This window comes from Enterobacter hormaechei subsp. hoffmannii (assembly GCF_001729745.1).
Taxonomy (GTDB): domain Bacteria; phylum Pseudomonadota; class Gammaproteobacteria; order Enterobacterales; family Enterobacteriaceae; genus Enterobacter; species Enterobacter intestinihominis.
Window position 1 is genome coordinate 2,197,931 of record NZ_CP017186.1, and the last position, 21,013, is coordinate 2,218,943.

General features: G+C 55.3%; 18 protein-coding genes. 9 read left to right on the top strand and 9 right to left on the bottom strand.

The genetic code is table 11. The features are described from left to right. Positions 1-17: 17 nt before the first annotated feature. Both BFV65_RS10330 and BFV65_RS10335 read right to left on the bottom strand, forming a co-directional pair. Positions 18-701, bottom strand: a complete 684-nt coding sequence (locus BFV65_RS10330; RefSeq protein WP_069596571.1) for a fimbria/pilus periplasmic chaperone — start codon at positions 699-701, stop codon at positions 18-20. A 44-nt stretch (positions 702-745) separates the two neighbouring features. Next, positions 746-1,273 carry a fimbrial protein gene (locus tag BFV65_RS10335; RefSeq protein ID WP_022648149.1) on the bottom strand — a complete coding sequence of 176 codons (528 nt, stop codon included), beginning with the start codon at positions 1,271-1,273 and terminating at the stop codon, positions 746-748. 367 nt (positions 1,274-1,640) lie between these two features. Here BFV65_RS10335 and BFV65_RS10340 point away from each other — a divergent pair, with 367 nt between their 5' ends. From BFV65_RS10340 to BFV65_RS10355, 4 genes are read left to right on the top strand one after another with little or no spacing between them, the layout of a single operon-like run. Beyond that, the gene (locus tag BFV65_RS10340; protein ID WP_069596572.1) at positions 1,641-2,252 is read left to right on the top strand and encodes a fimbrial protein; all 612 of its coding nucleotides are present in this window, start codon (positions 1,641-1,643) and stop codon (positions 2,250-2,252) included. Between the two features lie 59 nt (positions 2,253-2,311). After that, on the top strand, positions 2,312-2,980 hold the full coding sequence (locus tag BFV65_RS10345; protein WP_023300135.1) for a fimbrial biogenesis chaperone: 669 nt from the start codon (positions 2,312-2,314) through the stop codon (positions 2,978-2,980). 44 nt (positions 2,981-3,024) lie between these two features. Further along, positions 3,025-5,529: a fimbria/pilus outer membrane usher protein gene (locus tag BFV65_RS10350; RefSeq protein WP_236724049.1), complete on the top strand. Its 2,505-nt coding sequence runs from the start codon at positions 3,025-3,027 to the stop codon at positions 5,527-5,529. A gap of 15 nt (positions 5,530-5,544) precedes the next feature. Beyond that, the gene (locus tag BFV65_RS10355; protein WP_023306219.1) at positions 5,545-6,618 is read left to right on the top strand and encodes a fimbrial protein; all 1,074 of its coding nucleotides are present in this window, start codon (positions 5,545-5,547) and stop codon (positions 6,616-6,618) included. Between the two features lie 3 nt (positions 6,619-6,621). Here BFV65_RS10355 and BFV65_RS10360 read toward each other — a convergent pair whose 3' ends face one another. From BFV65_RS10360 to BFV65_RS10370, 3 genes are read right to left on the bottom strand one after another with little or no spacing between them, the layout of a single operon-like run. Further along, positions 6,622-7,617 carry a DUF2891 domain-containing protein gene (locus tag BFV65_RS10360; protein ID WP_069596573.1) on the bottom strand — a complete coding sequence of 332 codons (996 nt, stop codon included), beginning with the start codon at positions 7,615-7,617 and terminating at the stop codon, positions 6,622-6,624. Positions 7,618-7,626: 9 nt separating this feature from the next. After that, entirely contained in the window at positions 7,627-8,613 is a 987-nt protein-coding gene (locus tag BFV65_RS10365) for a DUF979 domain-containing protein (RefSeq protein WP_063137760.1), read from the bottom strand. After that, a complete protein-coding gene (locus BFV65_RS10370) occupies positions 8,610-9,332 on the bottom strand; it encodes a DUF969 domain-containing protein (protein ID WP_063152201.1) in 723 nt (240 codons plus the stop codon). Before BFV65_RS10370 ends, BFV65_RS10365 begins: the two co-directional genes overlap by 4 nt. 224 nt (positions 9,333-9,556) lie before the next feature. Here BFV65_RS10370 and BFV65_RS10375 point away from each other — a divergent pair, with 224 nt between their 5' ends. Continuing rightward, positions 9,557-10,105 carry a winged helix DNA-binding protein gene (locus BFV65_RS10375; RefSeq protein ID WP_022648157.1) on the top strand — a complete coding sequence of 183 codons (549 nt, stop codon included), beginning with the start codon at positions 9,557-9,559 and terminating at the stop codon, positions 10,103-10,105. On the opposite strand, the gene glgX is transcribed toward BFV65_RS10375, so the two are convergent. The 3 genes from glgX to treZ are packed head-to-tail and all read right to left on the bottom strand — an operon-like array spanning position 10,102 to position 16,445. After that, positions 10,102-12,177: a glycogen debranching protein GlgX gene (glgX, locus tag BFV65_RS10380; RefSeq protein ID WP_069596574.1), complete on the bottom strand. Its 2,076-nt coding sequence runs from the start codon at positions 12,175-12,177 to the stop codon at positions 10,102-10,104. The two genes, BFV65_RS10375 and glgX, sit on opposite strands and share 4 nt — an antisense overlap. A gap of 15 nt (positions 12,178-12,192) precedes the next feature. Next, on the bottom strand, positions 12,193-14,661 hold the full coding sequence (gene treY, locus BFV65_RS10385; RefSeq protein WP_069596575.1) for a malto-oligosyltrehalose synthase: 2,469 nt from the start codon (positions 14,659-14,661) through the stop codon (positions 12,193-12,195). Beyond that, positions 14,658-16,445 carry a malto-oligosyltrehalose trehalohydrolase gene (treZ, locus tag BFV65_RS10390; protein ID WP_058677853.1) on the bottom strand — a complete coding sequence of 596 codons (1,788 nt, stop codon included), beginning with the start codon at positions 16,443-16,445 and terminating at the stop codon, positions 14,658-14,660. Before treZ ends, treY begins: the two co-directional genes overlap by 4 nt. Before the next feature lie 131 nt (positions 16,446-16,576). Between treZ and BFV65_RS10395 the strand changes: the two genes are divergently transcribed. The 4 genes from BFV65_RS10395 (at position 16,577) to BFV65_RS10410 (ending at position 20,095) form a co-directional block, all read left to right on the top strand. Further along, positions 16,577-17,104: a GNAT family N-acetyltransferase gene (locus BFV65_RS10395; protein ID WP_022648161.1), complete on the top strand. Its 528-nt coding sequence runs from the start codon at positions 16,577-16,579 to the stop codon at positions 17,102-17,104. Positions 17,105-17,215: 111 nt separating this feature from the next. Further along, positions 17,216-18,100, top strand: a complete 885-nt coding sequence (locus tag BFV65_RS10400; protein WP_022648162.1) for an SDR family oxidoreductase — start codon at positions 17,216-17,218, stop codon at positions 18,098-18,100. 107 nt (positions 18,101-18,207) lie between these two features. Further along, entirely contained in the window at positions 18,208-19,185 is a 978-nt protein-coding gene (locus tag BFV65_RS10405; RefSeq protein WP_069596576.1) for an MBL fold metallo-hydrolase, read from the top strand. A gap of 1 nt (position 19,186) precedes the next feature. Further along, complete coding sequence (locus BFV65_RS10410; protein ID WP_045622684.1) at positions 19,187-20,095, top strand: LysR family transcriptional regulator; 909 nt, start codon at positions 19,187-19,189, stop codon at positions 20,093-20,095. Here BFV65_RS10410 and BFV65_RS10415 read toward each other — a convergent pair. After that, the gene (locus BFV65_RS10415; RefSeq protein WP_069596577.1) at positions 20,086-20,970 is read right to left on the bottom strand and encodes a LysR substrate-binding domain-containing protein; all 885 of its coding nucleotides are present in this window, start codon (positions 20,968-20,970) and stop codon (positions 20,086-20,088) included. The two genes, BFV65_RS10410 and BFV65_RS10415, sit on opposite strands and share 10 nt — an antisense overlap. Positions 20,971-21,013: the final 43 nt, after the last annotated feature.

Consider the following 21,013-nt stretch of genomic DNA (forward strand, 5'->3'; position numbering starts at 1 on the left):
GAGACTTACGGTGTCGATTAATATGAGGTGACTTTGTCCGGGCCTTTCACGCCATAATCATTAATAAGCGACCAGGTTACTTTGCCGTGAGGTGACATAACACCTTCAGAAATACTCAACGTGGAGAATGGCGCGACAAAATACTGTCCGCTTAACGCCTGGTGATTAATTTCAATTCGTGAGAAGTTCATATAAAAAGGTGTCGGGTTATCGACCTGTAAACCCTTCGCGGTCAGGTTCCACTTAAGCTTTTCCGCACTGGATTCTGGCGTCTGCCCCTGTAATGCTGCCGGACGGTAGATCAGCTTAATCTTTGAGTTGATGGCAATTAGCATCGTATTTTTACCTTCACTACCGTCGGTAGCGGGGATCCCTTTCACGTTCAGCCATAACAGCGATTCACGATCTTCCGGAACAGGTAAACCTGAACGCACAATACGAATTGACGCTTTTTTCCCGGCTTCCAGACGGAATAGCGGTGGCGTAATAATCATATTTTCTTTTTTTAACGGGCTGCCTTTAGCCGGGCTAATCCACGACTGTACCAGGTTAGTAACCTTGTCAGAGTTTTCAACGGACAAAGAGGCGGCCTGGCGGGAGCCGTCAAAAATAACCCGCGTACTCCCGGTAACAATACTGGCGGACGCGTTCAGGCTGGCGGCGCTGGCCACGCAAAAAATAACAGCGGCGATGGGTTTCATAATGCACTCACAAACTAAAAAGGAGGGTTTCCCCTCCTGCGGAATCAGTTATAACGGACGTTATAGGTAATAACAGCGTTAACATCGCCGGCAACGGCCTGCCCGGTGGCAATCATCTGCGCGGTATAGGTTTGACTCGCTGTGCCATCGGTGAAAGTAATAGGATCGTTATCTGCATTATTTTTGACGATGGTACCATTTGAGCCGCCCTGCTTGAGCTGAACGGCCACGTTGGTTGCCGCACCCAGCGTAGCAGTGTTTGCAAAATAGGATGGATCGGCTGCAACAGCATCAACAGGGCCTGAGAAGACAATATTTGCAGTCGTGCTGGTTGGGCAGTTATTCAGGTCGAACACAAACTGTTTTGGCGCGCCAAGGTCGCCTTTTGTAGCGAGGTCGGTTGCCGCCGTTGAGCCCAGATCAACGGTCGCATTTGCCGTGCCGCCATCAACGGCAATATCACAACCCTGATCGAGCACCGTTCCATTAAATGTGATAGTGTTAGAAGCCGTCGCCGCGCTCGCGCCACAGAAAGTCAGAATAAGCGTCGCACCAATTTTAGTCAGTTTCATTCGTTGATATCCCAATAGAAATAATAAATATCTTCATTTTTATTCCTGCCAGGACGAGACAATAACAAAGTAGCTCCACTGAGCTCACAATGAATAATGCACCGTTTGTGACAAGGCAAATATAAACCCTCAGGCAGGAATTAGATTCGCAACATCAATAAACGACATCAGCAAACCCGAAGTAAGGTTACAAGAAAGTTACGGAGTTTCGTAAAATAAAGTAATTTAATTTTAGACAACCTTTTGTTATGGCCTGGATTGGCATTTTGTTAGCATTCGCGCTGTTTTTTCTGAGCAATAACGCCACCGGCAGTGTTGCTAGCGGCATATCCAGACTGACATATTTGAGCGAATGAGAACAATAGGCATGATCAACAAAAAAAACATGATCGCATTAACCCTTTGTGGCCTGATGATGGCAAGTGGCAGTGCGCTGGCGGGCCTTCCTTCTGGTGACAGCGACAATAATATTAATACCAACCCAGAGAACGATGCGGGGACTCAGGGCACGGGCGGCGTAGTCCATTTTACCGGTAAGATTACCGATGCATCCTGTAATATCACCACCGACTCAGCAGGGCAAACCGTTGAATTAGGCACCTGGGCTGCAAGCTACTTTGCCACCCAAAAAGAGACCCCGCGCACGCCTTTCCAGATTTCAGTTGAAGGTTGCCCGGATTCCGTTAAAACCGTTGCCGTGTTGTTTGATGGTAACAAAGATGCGAATGATAATACCCTGCTGGGTTTAAATTCCTCCGTGGACAGCGATGGCAATACTGCGACTGGCGTTGCCGTTAAACTCTATGAAAGCGACCGTAACACGCAGATTAAAATTGGTGATATTTCTCAGAGTATCGACCTTGCCGAAGGGGAAGATTCAAAAACACTCAATTTCTACGCTAATTATAATGCCACCACCGATGTCGTCAGCACCGGAGAAGCCGACGCAGATGCCAATTTCCTGATGGTTTATAACTGATCGACTGATGATAAGCAGAGCTTTCTCTGCTTATCTTTTTCCTCTACGGGGATCTGAAAATGAAGAAACTCACCGCGGCCCTGTTCTTTTATTCGCTCGGCATGAGTCTGTCAGCACACGCGGGGGTTGTGATGGGCGGTACGCGTGTTGTTTACCTTGAGGGGCAAAGAGAAGTGGCATTTTCCATTACCAATATGGAAAAAGAAACCCCTTATCTTATTCAGTCGTGGATTGAAAATATTGACAGTAAGAATAAAACCGCTCCGCCCTTTATCGTGACGCCTACGTTATTTCGTTTAGATGCGGAACAGAAAAACTCGCTGCGCATCAATTATCTTGGAACGCCATTACCCACTGACCGGGAATCTGTTTTTTGGCTTAACATCAAAAATATTGCCCCGAGCAAAAAAGCAAACAGCAACAAATTGCAGATTAACGTGAAGTCAAAATTCAAGTTATTTTTCCGTCCCGCAGGGTTGAAAGGCAATGCCGAACTTGCCTACAAAAAATTAAAATTTACCTGTCGTAATAATACGCTTAGCGCACACAACCCCTCGCCCTGGTTTGTATCGTTTTACAAGGTCAGCGTTGGGAACACCGACGTTGAAATGCCGGGAATGATTGACCCCTTTTCCGATCGTCAATGGCACATTCCCTGCTCGGGGACCATTCGCTGGCAGGCGATCAACGATTACGGCGGGCTGACGAGAGTCGCCACGCAATCCTGACGCTGTGACAACACGCCTTTGGCGAATGTAGCCAACGACCGCACATGCATTCTCTCGGCCCACGCAATTTACCCCGCATTTATACGCTCGCGATGCTTGCGGGTGCGGTCACGTCTGGCATTCATGTGCGCCGGGCACAGGCCGATGAGTACTTCGATCCTCAGGCACTGGAGATCACAGCAGATCAACAGCAGGCTAGCGACTTAAGCTATTTTTCCCGACAAGGCGGTCAGCAGCCGGGACGTTATCGTGTCGCGGTTGTTGTTAACCAGACGCAGCGGGATGAGCGCGAAATTGCATTCGTTGATACCGGGGGAACGCTCTCACCAGTCCTCAACCTGGCGTACCTCAAGAGACTTGGGGTAAACATCGCGGCCTTCTCTTCGTTCGATGCGCTGCATGACGAGGAGACATTTACGGACATCGGCAAATATATTCCCGATGCGTCGACGCATCTTGACTTCACCCATCATCAACTGGTTTTCAGCATTCCGCAGGCAGCCATGTTGCAAAAAAGTGCCGATTATATTCCTCCCGAACAGTGGGACGACGGCATCCCCGCTGCTTTTGTCGATTACAATCTTACGGGCTCGACAACCAACATCGACAATATTCATGACAACAGCAGCTATCTGAGCCTGCGATCCGGTATCAACCTGGGGGCGTGGCGTTTACGCAATTACGCCACGTTTGAATATGGTAATACCCATCACTGGCAGTCTCAGGGAACATCACTCCAGCGGGCCATTACGCCGCTGAAGAGCGCGTTAACAATAGGGAATGCCTACACGTCTGGCGAGGTTTTTGACAGTTTTCAGTTTACGGGGCTTCAGCTTGCCTCGGATGATAATATGCTGCCGGACAGCCAGCGCGGTTTCGCGCCCACGATCCGCGGGGTCGCTCACAGCAATGCCCGCGTCAGCGTTCGCCAGCACGGTTACACCATCTATGAAACCTATGTTGCGCCTGGCGCATTTGTCATTAGCGATATCTTCCCCACTTCGCAAAGCGGCGATCTTGAGATCACGGTCCATGAAAGTGATGGCAGCGAACGCACGTTCACCCAACCCTACTCCTCGGTGGCCTTTATGCTACGGGAGAAACGACTGAAATTCAGCGCCAGCACCGGACGGTATAACAGCCCTGACGCCGAGGGCGACACCCCGCCGTTTGTTCAGGCCTCCGCCTTTTACGGATTGTCTTCAAGCCTGACGCTGTACGGCGGAGCGGAGCTTTCCGGCCACTATCAGGCTCTCGCGCTGGGATTAGGTAAAGATTTTGGCCGGTTTGGGGCACTGGGTGTGGACACCGTTGCGGCGAAAGCACACCTCAGTGATGACAGGCTTGCCCTCGGGCAGCAAATACGCGCTCAGTACCAAAAAAATCTCGCTGAGACGAACACGTCGCTCACCCTTTCGACCAGCCATTACACGACGCATGACTTTTACAGTTTCAGTGAAGCAAATGATGACAGCGACCCAGACCAGCACGTGCATAACCGGCGTAACCGCACACAGTTCAGTTTGACGCAGGATCTCGGTGCGCTGGGCAATATCAGCGCATCCTTTTACCGTCAGGATTACTGGAACGCCTCGGCGGTCGATCAAACCGTCCATCTTGGCTATTACGCAAACTACAAAGGGGTGTCGTTGAGTGTTGGGTATTATCTCACCCGCTCAAGCGCTGATGATAGCGACAACGAACGGGCGATAAACCTTAGCATCAGCGTCCCACTCAGCCGCTGGTTACCCGGCGCAACAACCAGCTACAGCCTCAACAATAACCTTGATGGCCATACTACCCGGCAGGTTTCGCTGTATGGTACGGCCCTGGCCCACGATCGCCTGAACTATAACCTCCAGCAGGGCTTCGACAACCAGGCCAATACCGCGAACAGCAACCTTGCGCTGGCTTATCACGGCGGTTATGGCAGCGCCAGTCTCGGGTACAGCCACGATCGCTATAGCAACCGCGTGAACTACGGCGCGGCAGGCGGCATTGTGGCAACACAGTATGGGGTGACGTTGAGCCAAAGCCTTGGGGATACCCTGGCGCTGATCCGCGCTGACGAGGCGTCGGACGTTCAGGTTGAAGGGGCGACCAATGTTCACACCGACTCCCGAGGTTATGCCGTGATGCCAACCTTATCGGCGTATCACAAAAACACCATTTCGCTGGATACCGAAACGCTGGCAGAAAATGTCGATCTGGACCAGAACAGCAGAACGATTGTGCCGACCAGCGGCGCGGTCGTCCTGGTGAATTACCATACCCACGTGGGCATCAGAACGCTCATCACCCTTACGGCACACGGGCGCCCGCTTCCATTCGGCGCCAGCGCGTATGTCTCGAACGGGACGTCTGCGAAATCAAGCGTCGGCATCGTTGGCGAAGCAGGACAGGTCTATCTCAGCGGCGTGCCGCTACGCGGGACCTTGCATGCCAGCTGGCGGCAGAAAGGCCAGGATATGCGCTGTAGCGCCCCATTACGCCTTCCGGATACCGCTGGCCGCACTCCGGTCACGCTTATGAACCTTCAGTGCCAATAACTTACTGAGACACCTGTGAACAATATCAACCGTTTAATCAATCTCCTGATGCTCGCTTTTTTGCTGATTCACGCTACGGCAAGGGCGTCTCAGACCTGCCCGCCGACCATGGGCGATGCGGTCATTAACTTTCAAAACTACTCGATCACTGATAACCCATCGATCCCTCCGGGGTCGATGCTTTCAGGCGCTATCCTGGGCCAGGAAAACCGCTCGTTTTATAACTGTCCTGAGGGAACCGGCCCGGTAACGATGCGCTTTGTGGCCAATAACGCCTTAACCGTAGCGCCCGTCAGCGGCGTGGCGCCGAACGGTACGGGCGCCCCGGCCTCCGTTTATGACGTGCCAGATATTCCCGGCGTCGGGTTTGCGGTGGGCATTCGCGAAACCACGCACTGTGCAGCCGAACCCGTGCATTACATCGCCTCGGGGGATGACAGCGTTGCGATTTGCAGCACAAACGATCCCTCGCAAATGGCGACCCAGTTCTTCGTCGTGTTTTATAAAACCGCGCAGGAGATTGTCTATGAACAGCCGAACAGCGGGCAAATTCGCGCAGGAACGCTGATTCTGGAGGATACTAACGGCGCGGTGATATCTGAAGCTGGCGTGACGGTGGAAGTCGCTGCCGCCGACCTGAAAGTGCATAAATCGAGCTGTTATATCTCGGATAACAACATCACCGTCAATATGGGACAAAGTAGCGTAAGCGATCTCAACAAAGGAATGGATGGGGATAAACACCGCTTCATCATCCCTCTGGTCTGTGACGCATCCCAAACGGCAGCGGTGAAGATCGGGTTCTTTGGTCCGACTGAAAAAGACGCGCAGAATCACGATGTGCTGGCGCTAAGTCAACAGGAGAGCGCCGCTACCGGCGTGGGGATCCGCATTCTGTATGGCGATAACTACGGTGCCGCCAGAGGTACAACCGTTCCTCTCAACAGCACCGGTGTCGAACCTTTTGCCAACGCTGCCCGGCAGACCGCGTTTTCCCTGGATTACGACGCACAATATGTGCGCACCGAAACCCAGGCCACCGCGGGGCTGGCAGACAGCCTGGCGACATTTAGTCTGATATACAACTAAGCGCTACTCCAGTGCCAGCAGCGCAAAACTCGCCAGCCAGTGCCCGCCGCTGTAGTGACTGCCGACAACATGTTCCACGCTCGCCGAGAGATGGCGCGCAACGGCATCGCGTAATGGCTTCCGGGCGTGATGATTTTCCGGTAGGGCGCGGGCAATGTGCTTCGTACACCAGGCACGGCTGAGGTTGAGACCGTCCAGATGCGCGATTTTCGGGTCGGTGCGATCGCTCACCTCAGCCGGGTTCATGAGCGCAGAAATGGCGCCCACTTCAGGCAGAAACGCATCGAACCAGGCCGGGAAATCCTCCACCACCTTACTCATCAGCAGGGCCTCGGTCAGCGCTCCGGAGATATACTCGTCGCCACCCGGCTCATAATGCGCAGGATAATGCGTGTCCGCGAGGTAAAACCGCGTTGCCGCGTCCAGGATGGCGCGCTCAAGCGTGTCATCGTTCACCGCCCGGGCATAATCCAGCCCCAGCGCGAGTGCAAACGCCGTGTTGTAGTGCGTCCCGACGCGGATCGGATAGGTAAGCTTGCTGAGGTAATCCACCAGCCGCTGGCGAATATCCCGCGTTAACGGTTGCAGCGTCTGGTACCAGCGCTCCGCCTGCGGCAGTGACGATTGTTTCAGCTCCTGGGCCAGCGCCAGCAGCCAGCCGTAGCCATAAGGTCGCTCAAACGACGCGCGGAACGGCGCGGTAAAATAGGCCAGCTCCTTCGCCACCTTCTCGTCGGTCAGGTGTTCTTCGAAGAGAGTGATGATCTCTTCCCGACACGGCAGTTCGGGCCAGAGACGCAGGCAGCGCAGCAGCAGCCAGTAGCCGTGCACCGCAGAGTGCCAGTCAAAACAGCCGTAAAAGATCGGGTGCAGCTCGCGAGGCGGCAGAACGTCGCCGTCATCGTTGAGCAGATGCATAATGTGGTTCGGATATTCCTGACGTAAATAGGTCAACGGCATTCTGGCGAAGGCGTCAGCCTGATGTTGCGTTAATTCCATTGCAGCTCCTTAGCGAAACACGAGGAAATACATTAAGAACACGTTCACCACCAGCAAGGTTAACGCGGTCGGGATCTGGATCTTGATAACCTGATATTTGTCTTTTAGCTCAAGCAGCGCGGCGGGCACAATGTTGAAGTTGGCGGCCATCGGCGTCATCAGCGTGCCGCAATAGCCTGCGTACATGCCGATAGCCAGCAATGGTGCCGGGTTACCGTGATGGACGTTAATCAGGAATGGCAGAGCGATACCGGCGCTTAACACCGGGAAGGCAGCGAAGGCGTTGCCCATAATCATGGTAAACAGCGCCATCCCCACGCAATAAATGACCACCAGCATGAAGCGGCTGTCCGGGTTCACAAACAGGCTGACCACCTTTTGTACCGATTCGCCGGTATTCGCCACCACAAACACCCCGCCGAGCATCGCGAGCATCTGCGGCAGGATCACCGCCCAACCAATGGTATCGACCAGCCGACGCGACTGACGAACCGCATGCAGCGGCGTACCTTTTGTCAGCCACCAGCCGGTGAGGATAGCCGCCACACAGGCCACGCACAGCGCCGCCAGCGTAAGCTGCTTCTGGTCGAGCAGATAGACACCGCCAATCGACACGCCTTTCAGAAACAGCGTCCCGATGACCGTCACCACCGGGATCATCAGCGCGGGCAAGAATAGCCAGTTTTTCAGCCGGTGTGATGAGGCAACCCGCTCCTCCTCGGTGGACATTTTATAATGCCCCTTCCCGACCAGCCCGAAACCGGCCAGTAGCGCAATCACGATAACGGCGCCGCCAATAATGCGATACGCCAGCGACTTACCCAGCTCCTGCACCATCAGATCGCCAAACAGGAAGATCCCGCCAAACAGAAACCAGAACAGCGCGGTGGTATAGCGTTTCGGGTTAGCGCGATCGCGAAGGGTCATCACAACCAGCAGCATCACGACAAAGCCGATCAGGTAGTACACGCGGTTAATGGTGATAAGGGTCATCATGGTGCGATCTCCTGCGTACCCTGCTCTGCTCTCCAGGCCATCACGTCGCGACGAATGCTGGCGTCGAGGCGCAGCAGACGCGTCATATGGATGAACAGTGCCGCAATAGCGGTCGGAATGGCCCACAGGCCGATATGCAGCGGTTCGATCCCCTCGATACCGTTCTCTTTCAGGAACGCATCAATCAGCAGTACCGCGCCAAAGGCAATAAAGATATCTTCCCCAAAGAAAACCGCGATATTGTCACAGGCGGCGGCATGGGCTTTGATTTTGTCGCGGATAGTCTGCGGCAGTTCGCCGTATTCATTCAGGGCCGCCCCTTCCGCCATCGGCGCCAGTAGCGGACGCACCGTTTGCGCGTGGCCGCCAAGGGACATCAGGCCCAGCGCAGCCGTCCCTTCGCGGGCAACAAAGTAGAGCATCAGGATACGCGCCGAGGTGGCGCTGGCGATCTTCGCGACCCAGGCCTGGGCGCGCTCTTTCAGCCCGTAATACTCCAGCAGGCCAATCACCGGCAGGATCAGAATGAAGGTGGCAAGCGATCGGCTATTCACGAACTTTTCGCCAAAGGTTTCCAGCAGCATACCGAAATCCATGCCAACCAGCAGGCCCGTTGCCAGCCCCGCCACCACGACAACCAGCAGCGGGTTGAAACGCAGTGCAAAACCAATAACCACCACCGGAATCCCGATAAGTGGCAACAGTGTAGAACTGTCCATAAACGTTACCCTATCCAAAGTGAGCGTTGCGCGCCGACGGCTATTTTTTATACTTCGCAGCAGAGCGAAGCCGGTGCATTACGGCGCGCGATGTTGTGTGTTGCGTGAGGCTCCACAGAACCTGCACTAAAAAGCTATATCTGAACGTCAAAAACATGTAAACAATTTATCAATAAAATGTTCTTATTTTATCGACGGGTTTACATTCTGGAGAAAGGATCGGTATGACGACAAAGAAAACGAAAACAGCGTTAAACCACGACGATATTGCGGACGGGCGTATCGTCTCCTCCCGCCATCTCGTCTCAGAGCGGTGTGCTGAATTATCAGAGCTGGAATATGCGCTGATCATGACCAGCAATGCGTTTAACAAATGGATGGTGCGCTGCATGACCGCAGCAGGTGAACCGGATATGGGCGCTTTCGACGTCTCGCTTTTGCACCACGTAAACCACCGCAACCGCAAGAAAAAGCTGGCCGACATCTGCTTTGTGCTGAACGTGGAAGATACCCACGTGGTGACGTATGCGCTGAAAAAGCTGGTAAAGGCGGGTTACGTCACCAGTGAAAAAGCGGGGAAAGAGCTCTTTTTCTCTACGACGGAGGAAGGCAAAGCGCTGTGCATGAAGTACCGGGAGGTACGGGAAGCCTGCCTGATCAACATTCATGCGGAAAGCGGCATTCCGGGCGCGTCGATTGGCGAGACCGCGCAATTACTCCGCGCGATCTCCTCCCTGTATGATACCGCCGCACGCGCGGCGGCCTCGCTTTAAGGACGGCGGAAAAGCGTTATGCTCCGCCCGGCCAGTTCATAATCGACGGATTCCGTGATGATTTCCCCTGTAGGGGCATCATCCGCCGTCGAAAGCTCCAGCACCCAGCCCCCTTCGCCAAACTGCGGGATCTGGAATGGCACCGTGCCTTCAAACGGGTTAAACAGCATCAGCACGTCGTGCCAGATGCCCTCTTCCTGCTCAAGATCCGGACGGCTGATGGCAAGACCAAGGGTGGAACCCTCGTCCCACTGTTCCGACTGCTGCGGTCCGCCACCGGCGTTAAACCAGCGGATCTCAAGCCCGTCGCGCCAGTTTTCACGGCGCAGCAGCGGCTGCTCAGCGCGCAGAGCAATCAACCGACGGGTAAAGTCGCGCAGCTTCTCGTCGTTTTCAGAGAGTCCTTCCCAGTTTATCCAGGAGATCTCGCTGTCCTGGCAATAGCCGTTATTATTGCCCTTTTGCGTCCGGCCAAACTCATCACCTGCCAGCAGCATCGGCGTGCCGTGGGAGAAGAAGAGCGTGGTGAGGAAGTTGCGCTTTTGCCGCTCGCGGGTGGCGATAATATCCGGATTCTCCGTCGGCCCTTCTTCACCGTAGTTATACGACCGGTTATCGTTATGTCCGTCGTTATTATCTTCCCCGTTATCGGCGTTATGCTTCTCGTTGTAGGACACCAGGTCGTTCAGCGTAAAGCCGTCATGCGCGGTGATAAAATTGACGCTGGCCCACGGACGACGTCCTCGCAGATCGTACAAATCACCGGACCCTAACAGACGGGCGGCAAAATCGTTAGAAACGTTATCTCCCTTCCAGTATTCACGTACCGTGTCGCGGTATTTGTCGTTCCACTCGCCCCAGCCTGGCGGGAAGCCCCCCACCTGATATCCCCCTGGGCCGATATCCCACGGTTCACCGATAAGCTTCAGCTTCGACAGCACCGGATCCTGGGTCACGGCATCAAAGAAGCCGCCGCGCGGGTCAAATCCCTCCGGCTCGCGTCCGAGAATGGTTCCGAGGTCAAAGCGGAAACCGTCAATCTGCATCGATTCCGCCCAGTAACGCAGGGAGTCCATGACCATCTGCAACACGCGCGGGTGCGAGGTGTTAACGGTGTTCCCGGTGCCGGTGTCATTAATGTAATACCGGTGCTGATCCGGCATGGTGCGGTAATAGCAGAAGTTATCAATCCCCTTAAACGACAGGGTTGGTCCCAGCTCGTTGCCCTCCGCCGTGTGGTTATAGACCACGTCGAGGATCACCTCGATGCCCGCGTCATGATAAGCACGCACCATGTCGCGGAAACCCTGGATCCCCGCCGGGCCGTAATAGCGGGACGCTGGCGCAAAGAAACCGAGCGAGTTATAGCCCCAGAAGTTTTTCAGGCCGCGATCGAGCAGGTGCTGATCGTCCGGGAACCAGTGAACCGGTAGCAGCTCGACCGAGGTAATGCCGAGGCTTTTGATGTACTCCACCGAGGCTTTATGCCCCATCCCCTCAAACGTACCGCGCAGTTCAGGCGGAATAGCCGGGTTAAGCTGGGTAAAGCCTTTTACGTGGCTTTCATAGACCACGGTATGCGGCCACGGGATATCGGGCCGGCGTGAGTCCTGCCAGTCAACGGCATTGGGGTCGATGACCTTACATTTGGGCGTAAACGACGCGCTGTCTCGCGTGTCAAAACTGAGATCCAGCTCGTCGTGTCCCAGCTCATAGCCGAAGTGGGCATCGTTCCACTCAATTTCACCTACCAGTTCACGGGCATAGGGGTCAATAAGCAGCTTATTGGGGTTGAAGCGGTGACCGCTCTCCGGATCGTAGGGGCCGTAAACGCGGTAGCCATACAGCGCCCCCGGTTTCAGGTCCGGCACATAGCCGTGCCAGACCTCATGGGTATATTCCGGCAGTTCCAGACGGGCGATTTCTGTTTTTCCCGAAGGATCAAACAGACACAACTCCACCCGCTCAGCGTGGGCGGAAAACAGGGCGAAGTTCACCCCTTTCCCGTCATAATTTGCGCCCAACTGCTGGCCATGACCGGCCCGAATTTCAAACGTTGTATCCTTTGGCATTTTTGTTCTCCTCGATTATTCGCAGGTAAGCAGAACCAACAAACATCCCTTTTCAGACGTTAAATCCAGCGTCTCTGGCAGAAGGCGACGCTCACCGGTAAACAGATCCCGGTAGTGCTTCCCGGCCAGCGCCTGGGGTATGGCCACGGTAGTATTGGCCCACAGCATCGCATTATCGGTGACGTCAAACACCAGGCGCGGCACGGCGACGATCAGCGCCTCGTCATCTTTGATGCGGGCATAAACGATCAGATTCTCCTCCCGCTCGCCGGTTACCTTCAGCGGCAGCCAGTCGCCGTAGCGGAAAAGCGCGGGGTAATGTGGCCGAAGCCGTAACAGCGTGGCGGTGACGTACTGCTTCACGCTGCCGTCTCGCCAGCGTTGCGCATCGTTAAAAACGGTGCCATCCGCTACGCTGAGGTTTTCCGCCAGTGCGGCGAAATCCGGTTCGCGGCGGTTATCCGGGTCGACGAGGCTGAAGTTAAGCCCCTCGCTGCCCTGGTAGATGTCCGGTACGCCAGGCGCAGTCAGTTTGATCACCGTCTGGCTCAGGCTGTTCATTAACCCAGCCCGAATAAACGGCTGGAGTGCGGCACTGAAATCACGCAGGAACAGGGTGTTATCCGGGGAAAGCAGATGGCGCACGTAGTCCAGGACCACGCTCTCGTAACCTTCGTTGCTGTCGATCCAGTCGGTACGCTGCTTGGCCTCGCGCAGGGCTTTCTCGATAAAGCCGAGGAAACGCTCTTCCAGTGACTTAAGGCCATCACGATCCTCAGGCGACAGGGTTGCTGGCCAGACGCCCGCCAGCGCCTGGAAGATCATCCAGGTGTCGGCGGCGTTCGGCGCGGTGCCATCGTTGAGGAATCGGACTTGTGTCTGGTTCATTTGCCGCCAGCGCGCCAGATTTTCTCCCCACAGATCTGGCGCTTCCGTCAGCGTATACAGACGAGCTCGTGCATCCTCGCCGCGTTTGGTGTCGTGGGTGGAGGTTCCCAGCAGCGCATCGGGCTGGCGGGCAAGTCGAATGCGCATCTCCTGATGAAAACGGGAAAGTGAAAACGCGCGCGGCGTCGGGTCGGCGCCGACTTCGTTCAGGGCCAGCTCCAGGTTATGGCGGAAGAACAGCGTATCCTCTACCGATTTCGCCATCAGCGGCCCGGTCAGCTGCTGAAAACGGGTGCGGAAAAGCGAGGCCAGTGCGTGGTCATGCGCCGGCAGATCGCCGGAAAGAATACGCACGATAAGGCTCAGAGCGGGTTCAGAGGTGTTGACGCTGGCGACCACGCGGCTGAGCAGCGCCACATCCGGTGACGTCAGCCCCTGTGCGGTGCCGTAGGTGCGATACACCGGAAACGCGATAAGCAGCTCGCGCAGGGCATGGCGGATATCCTCATGCTCCACTTCGGCACCGTTATGCCCGGCCAGCTCGCTGGCTATTTTGAGCAGCGTGGTAAATTCACCTTCAAAATTACGATCGGTCATCAGGCCTTTGGCGTTGCGAAGTTCCGCCTGCCTGTCCACGGTCGTACCCAGCGTCTCGTCGTAGAGCGTCTCCAGTCGCGAGAGGTTGGTATCATCCACCAGCACTTCCGCCAGGGAGGCGATAAACTCATAGCCCGTAGTACCTGAGATGGGCCACTCCGGAGGAAGCTGTTCCCCTTTGGCGAGGATCTTCTCTACCGTGATGTAGCAATCCGGTCCGGTCGCCGCACGCAGTCGCTGCAAATAGCCCAGCGGATCGGCAAGCCCGTCCACATGGTCAATGCGCAGGCCGTCGACAACCCCGGCGTGGACAAGCTCAAGGATCAGGCGGTGCGTGTCTGCGAATACCGCCTCATCCTCTACCCGCACGCCGACCAGCCCGGTGATTTCAAAAAAGCGCCGCCATGAAAGCTGTTTCGGCGCTTCCCGCCAGGACATCAGCCGCCAGCTTTGCGCCTCGTGGATCTCAGCGATGCTCTTGCCTTCGGCATACGTGCCGGGATTAAGCGGATAGGCGGTATCATAGTAAACCAACGCCGCGCTGTCGGTGACACTGTCACGTTTCAGGGTGATAGCCCCCCGCTCCAGCTCGGCTTCAAAGGTGTCGCCAAGAAACGGCAACGTCAGCGGTCGGGACCAGTCGATATCAAAATATGCCGCATAGCGGCTCTGCCGACCATGCTCGATAACATCGCGCCACCAGCGGTTTTCCAGCGAGGTCGACATATGGTTAGGAACGATATCCAGAATCAGCCCCATCCCCGCCTGTTTCAGCGCTGCCGCCATGCGGTCAAACCCTTCCCGCCCGCCAATCGCCGGGTCGATTTCGTTGGGGGCGGTCACGTCATAGCCGTGGGTGGAATCCGTGGTTGCGGTGAAAACAGGCGACGCGTAAAGATGGCTAATTCCGAGGTCTTTCATATACGGAATCAGGTCTACCACGCGATCGAAGGTCATGCCGTTGCGAAACTGAATTCGGTAAGTAGAGGAAGGGATCATAGCGCTGCTTCTCCATCAGCAAAGCGAACAACAATGCTGTTCGGCGGCAGGTTTTCGACTGCCTCCGGCCAGCTAAAGATCGTTTTTCCGGGCAGGTCCGCTAAGGCGAGGGGCTTTTTGCCGATATTCAGCGCCAGCGACAGCGTACCGGACGGAAAACGCCAGCTCACGGCAACCATGCCGAGCGCCGTTTGCAGGACGTTACCCTCCACGGCGCCTCGCTGTTTCAGTAACGGGACGATAAAGCGTTGACGCAGCGCAATCAGTTCGCGCGTACCGTGCAGCCACGCCCTACCTTCCTCCGTGTCTGCCTTGTTCCAGTCAAGCTTCGACCTCATAAAGGTATTTACGTCATTGGGATCCGGTACGGTTTCATCGTGCCCGGCATGGCCTGTAAACTCTTTCGCGCGCCCCTCCCGCACGGCTTTCGCCAGGTCGCCGTGGAAGTCGGTGAAAAAGAGGAACGGATGCGTTTCGCCATACTCCTCACCCATAAACAGCAGCGGGATATGTGGCGACAGGAGCAGCGCCGCGAACAGCACGCGCGTTTTCTCCGCCCCAGCCAGAGAGATAAGCCTCTCCCCCTGGGCACGGTTACCGACCTGGTCGTGATTCTGAATAAAATCGACAAAAAACTGCGGTGGTTGCTCGCGACACTCTACCCCGCGCGATTTCCCGGTCTGAAGCGAGATTTCCCCCTGGTAGACAAAGCCCTCTGCCAGCGCCCGCGCCAGCTTTTTCTCCGGCTCAAAGGCAAAATCCTGATAATAGGCGTGTGATTCCCCGGTCGCGAAGACATGCGCGGCGTTGTGAAAATCATCATTCCATTCGGCGGTGAAAAGCGGCGTCTGACCATGCTCATCGCGCGGATGCAGGAAAATCACGTTGCGACTGTCTTCGGTGGTCAGATGGATATGCCGATCCGGAAAGGCGTCGCGGATCCGTTGCGCTATCTCGGGAAGAATATGGGTCTCAGCGTTGTCATGGATCTGGTCGATGGCGTCGAAGCGCAGACCGTCAAGATGATACTCCGAGAGCCAGAATAACGGCGCCTCAGCGATGTATTGCCGGACGGCTTCAACCTCATAGGCTATACCGTTGCCCCACGGGGTCATACGATCCTGATGGAAAAACGCCGGCGAGAGCAACGGCAGGTAGTTCCCTTCCGGGCCAAAGTGGTTGAGTACAATATCCAGCACCACGGAAAGCCCGAGCGCGTGGGCGGCATCGATGAAGGCATGAAAATCATCCGGTGTGCCATAAGCTGAGTGCGGGGCATACAGCAGTACGCCATCATACCCCCATCCGCGCGCGCCCCCGAACTGGGACACGGGCATCACTTCCAGTTGCGTAATACCCAGTTCGGCCAGATAAGGCAATTTATCGATGGCCGCCCTGAAGGTTCCTTCCCCGGTGAAGGTGCCGATATGCATCTCGTAGATCACCGTCTCTTCCCAAGGCCGCCCTTGCCATTCCCGCTGTGCGGGCAGGTTGTGACGCGGGTCGATTACCACCGACGGGCCGTTGACGTCAGCCTGTTGCGCGCGCGAGGCCGGATCCGGCACCGCCATTCCATCCTGTAAAACAAACTGATACGGCGTACCGTGTCTGACGCCGGGCACGTCAACCTGAAACCAGCCGTCGCCCACCGCCGCCATCGGAATGTCGGTGTCGGTTAAACGCAACGTGAGATCTTTCTGCCCTTCTGCCCAGACGCGAAAACGTACAACGTCATCGGAAATAAACTCAGCACCCCAGTGCCTGCGACATGTTCTGAATTCCATTCATTGTCCTCGAATGACCACATTTTACGCGGAACGAAATACAAGCTTAGACCAGGATGAACAGAGTGTTATGCCAGCAGGGTATGCCGCTTCGTCTATTATCTATTTATAACTCCCACTTAAGGAATACTATGCATATTCGAAAAGGATTAAGCACCGACCTCGCCCGTCTTGAATGTTGTGATTTTTCTTTTACGGTCGATGAGATTGCCAGAGAACCTTTTCTCAATGGTGATTTGCATATCGAGGCGCTAACCGATCCTTATCATAAAACCTATGAACTGGATCTCCAGACGCTGGAAAATCATTGCGTTAATCCTGATTCAATATTTCTTATCGCCGAAACGGATGACGGTGAAATCGCCGGTTTTATAACCGCGTCCTGCAACTGGAATAAATTTATTTCGGTGGATTACATTGCCGTGGAGCGTTCAAAACGCCGAACGGGCGCGGCGCACAAGCTGATGTCTGCCACCCACGTTTGGGCGCGAAGCCTCAATGCGCCCGGCTTACGGCTGGAGACGCAGAACGTTAATGTTTCTGCCTGCCTTTTCTATCGTCACTATGGGTTTATTCTGGGCGGTTACGATCGTTACCTTTACAACGCTCTGCCGGAAAAAGATGAGGTCGCCCTTTTCTGGTATTACATGCTGGCTTGAGAAAATATTTTATATCCGCCACTGGAATATAGATTTGTCTGAATTTGTCAATTTTGCCCGCTTACGTTTAATTAACGACTAATCTTTGAGTTCACTATTAAGGAGGCCGGTATGTCTACAGGAAATAATCACACGCTGCATTACCCTCGTCCACCGTTTGCAGAACAACCGCAAAGGGCGCCCGGGCTGGCATCGGAAATGAAGCCAATACCGGATCATGGTGAAACAAGTTATATCGGGTCAGGAAAACTGGCAGGAAAAAAAGCGCTGATTACCGGCGGTGATTCCGGCATTGGTCGCGCGGTAGCCATCGCCTATGCCCGTGAAGGTGCAGATGTCGCTATTGGCTATCTGCCGGAAGAGGAGTCCGATGCGGCATCGGTCATTGCGCTGATTCAGGCCGAAGGCCGTAAAGCGGTCGCCATTCCCGGCGACATTCGCGTGGAGTCCTTCTGCGACACGCTGGTGGAAAAAGCCGTTGCCGAACTGGGCGGCCTGGATATCCTGGTGAATAACGCCGGACGCCAGCAGTACTGTGAATCTATCGACGATCTCACCACGGCAGATTTTGACGCGACGTTTAAGACCAACGTCTATGCCCCCTTCTGGATCACCAAAGCTGCGCTGCGCCATTTGCAGGAAGGTGCCGTGATCATCAACACCACTTCCGTTCAGGCGTTTAAACCGAGCGCGATCCTGGTGGACTATGCGCAGACCAAAGCCTGTAACGTGGCCTTTACCAAGTCTCTGGCCCAGCAGCTGGGACCGCGTGGTATTCGGGTAAATGCCGTCGCGCCAGGTCCATACTGGACGCCTCTTCAGTCCAGCGGCGGTCAGCCGCAGTCCAAAGTTCAGAAGTTCGGGGAAGATACGCCCCTGGGCCGACCGGGCCAGCCGGTTGAAATCGCACCGCTGTATGTGTTGTTTGCCTCCGATTCCTGCTCATACGCTTCCGGGCAAGTGTGGTGCTCTGATGGCGGTACCGGCGTGCTGTAAAGCATCCTCTCAGACCTATCCATTTCATGGATAGGTCACATTCACTCCCCTGCTGTTCTCAAAAATCGCAGTTGAACTATGATGAACTTACTATTAAGGAGCCCATCATGTTTACTGTGAAAAAACTTGCGATATCAACCCTGTTGACCGGTTCAGTTTTATTCTTTCCAGCGATCCACGCGGTGGCCAGCGTTCCGCAGCATGTGGTGAAACAGCAGGCTGGCGGCTACAGCGTTCAGGTTGGCGACACGATTATCACCGCCTTTACGGACGGCAGCGTGCCGCAGGATCTTCACGCCTTACTGCGCCGGACGACGGCGGAAAATACCGATGCGTTACTGGCCAAAAACTTCCAGGCCAATCCGGTGGAAGCATCGATTAACGCGTTTTATATCGCCTTGCCCGGGCACAAAATCCTGGTGGATACCGGTTCCGGTCAGCTCTTTGGCCCCGGCAAAGGCGGGCGGCTGATTGAAAGCCTGGCGACCCAGGGCATCAAACCCGAAGATATTACCGATGTTCTAATCACCCATGCGCACTCCGATCACGCCGGTGGTCTGGTCAAAGACGGTCAGCGCGTGTTTACCCACGCGCAGGTCTATGTCGGCAAACCGGATATCGATTTCTTCTTTAACGACGAGAACCAGAAAAAATCGGGCTATGACCAGAACTACTTCGATGTCGCGCACAAGACATTAAAGCCTTATCTGGATGCCGGAAAAGTGAAGACTTTCTCAGGCACCGAACAGCTTCTGCCGGGCATCAGCGGTACGGTTCACCCGGGCCACACCCCAGGTTCCGCGTTTTACACGCTGGAGAGCAAAGGTGAAAAAATTACCTTTGTCGGCGACATCATCCACGTCGCCGCAGTTCAGTTCCCGCAGCCCAACGTGACGATTGCTTACGATGAGGATCAGGACGGCGCCGCCCGGGTGCGCAACGCAGCTTTCGCTGAGTTTGTGAAAAACAAAGATCTGATTGCGGCGCCACATCTGCCTTTCCCCGGGATCGGCTATGTGACGAAAGGTGAGCGGGAAGGCTACGCGTGGGTCCCGGTGACCTATACCAACCGTGCCGCAAAATAAGATGTCCCCCTCCGATATGGATATGGACCTGATCCTGACGCTGGATGCGTTACTCAGGGACCAGAATATCACCCATGCGGCCGCGCGGCTGGGCATCAGCCAGCCAGCAATGTCTGCCCGCCTGGCACGCCTGCGCGTGTTGTTTGGTGAGCCGCTGTTTGTCCCTTCCCCACACGGACGTGGGGTGTTACCGACGCCGCGCGCCGAAGCGTTAAGGCCGCAAGTCGCGACGGTTTTGCAGGGCATAGCGGCGATGCTTGAACCCACCACGTTCAACGCGCAGAACAGCAACCGCACCTTTGTTATTGCCCTGCACGAAAACCCGGCGCTAATGCTGGGGGCAGAGTTGCAGAATCAGATTAGCAGTGCGGCACCAGGTATCCGCCTGCGTTTTGCGCTCCCGGAAACCCAGCTGCTGTCAGCGCAGATGGAAAATGGCGATGTGGATATTTATATCGGCGTTAACGCGGGGGCGCACGATGCATGGGTGAGACGCAAACTGTTTGACGATGAATATGCCACAGCCCAGCGGAAAGGCCATCCGCGCGGTACGGGGCCGGTGGATCTGGAAAGCTATTGTAGTCTTTCACACCTGGTGGTTTCATCCGAGGGCGACCCGTTCGCGGGCTTTGTCGATCAGCATCTGGCGGGGCTTGGCCACCAGCGTAACGTGGTGATGTCGACGCAAAGCTATGCGATGGCGCCTGCGATTGTTGCCGGTACCGATTTGCTCTGCACCCTACCCAGACGCATGTTGCTACGCTTTACGCAAACGCTTGATATTTTTCCGCCACCGCTGGATCTCCCGCCGATCGTCATCGGTATGTACTGGCACCCGAAAAACAGTCAGGATCCGGCTAATCGCTGGCTGCGAGAACAGCTTCTTCAGGCCGCCGGACGTCAGGTATGATCGAGGATACTCAGCAATTTTTTCAGGACCTCAGAGCGAATAATCCGGTGGCAAACCAGCGTCAGCTCGCTCTCCCGGAGTCGGTCAAGAATATCCACAAAGACGACATTTTGTACGCATATCGCCTTCGCTGAAGCTGGCAGCATGGCGATACCAAACCCTGCCGAGACATGGCTTATCACCGTGGGGACATCGGTGGCATTTTGCACAACGTCAGGCTGTATGCCAGCGCTGTGGCAGGCATCATAGAAATATTGCTCCAGCCCCATCCCCTCCGGGTCGCGCAGGGCGATCCACTTCTCCTCTTTCACCGACGCAAGCGTCAGCGCGGCGGAGCCCGCCAGACTGTGTTGACGAGGTAAGGCCAGCACGGCTTTTTCCGTTGTAAAAGGACGGCTTTGCAGATCGTCAGGCAGCAGCGGTAACGGGGCACGAATAATGGCCACATCCAGCTGGTTGCTTTGCACGCCGGTATAAAGGGTTTGCACGTTTCCCGTCATCATGGAAAGGCTGATGGCTGGCCATTTCTCATGTAAAAGCCGCAGCGCGTCGGGCAGCTTACTGTCGAATATCGCGCTTGAAACGCATCCGAGATTCAGCACGCCCTGTTCCCCTCTGGCCGTCTGTCTGGCATCCAGAATCGCCTGATCGGTCATAAAAATCGCCACTCTGGCTTTACTGAGAAACGCCTCACCGGCTGGCGTCAGCGTCAGGCGACGATTCGCCCGGCTAAAGAGCACTACCCCCAGACGATCTTCAAGCGTTTTGATTTGCTGGCTTAGTGCCGGTTGCGCCATGTTAAGGCGCTCCGCCGCACGATGCATGTGAAGCTCTTCCGCCACCACGATAAAATTGCGCATCAGTCGAAACTGCATACTGTGCCTTCATTATTGATAATAAAATTCATATTAAAATAGC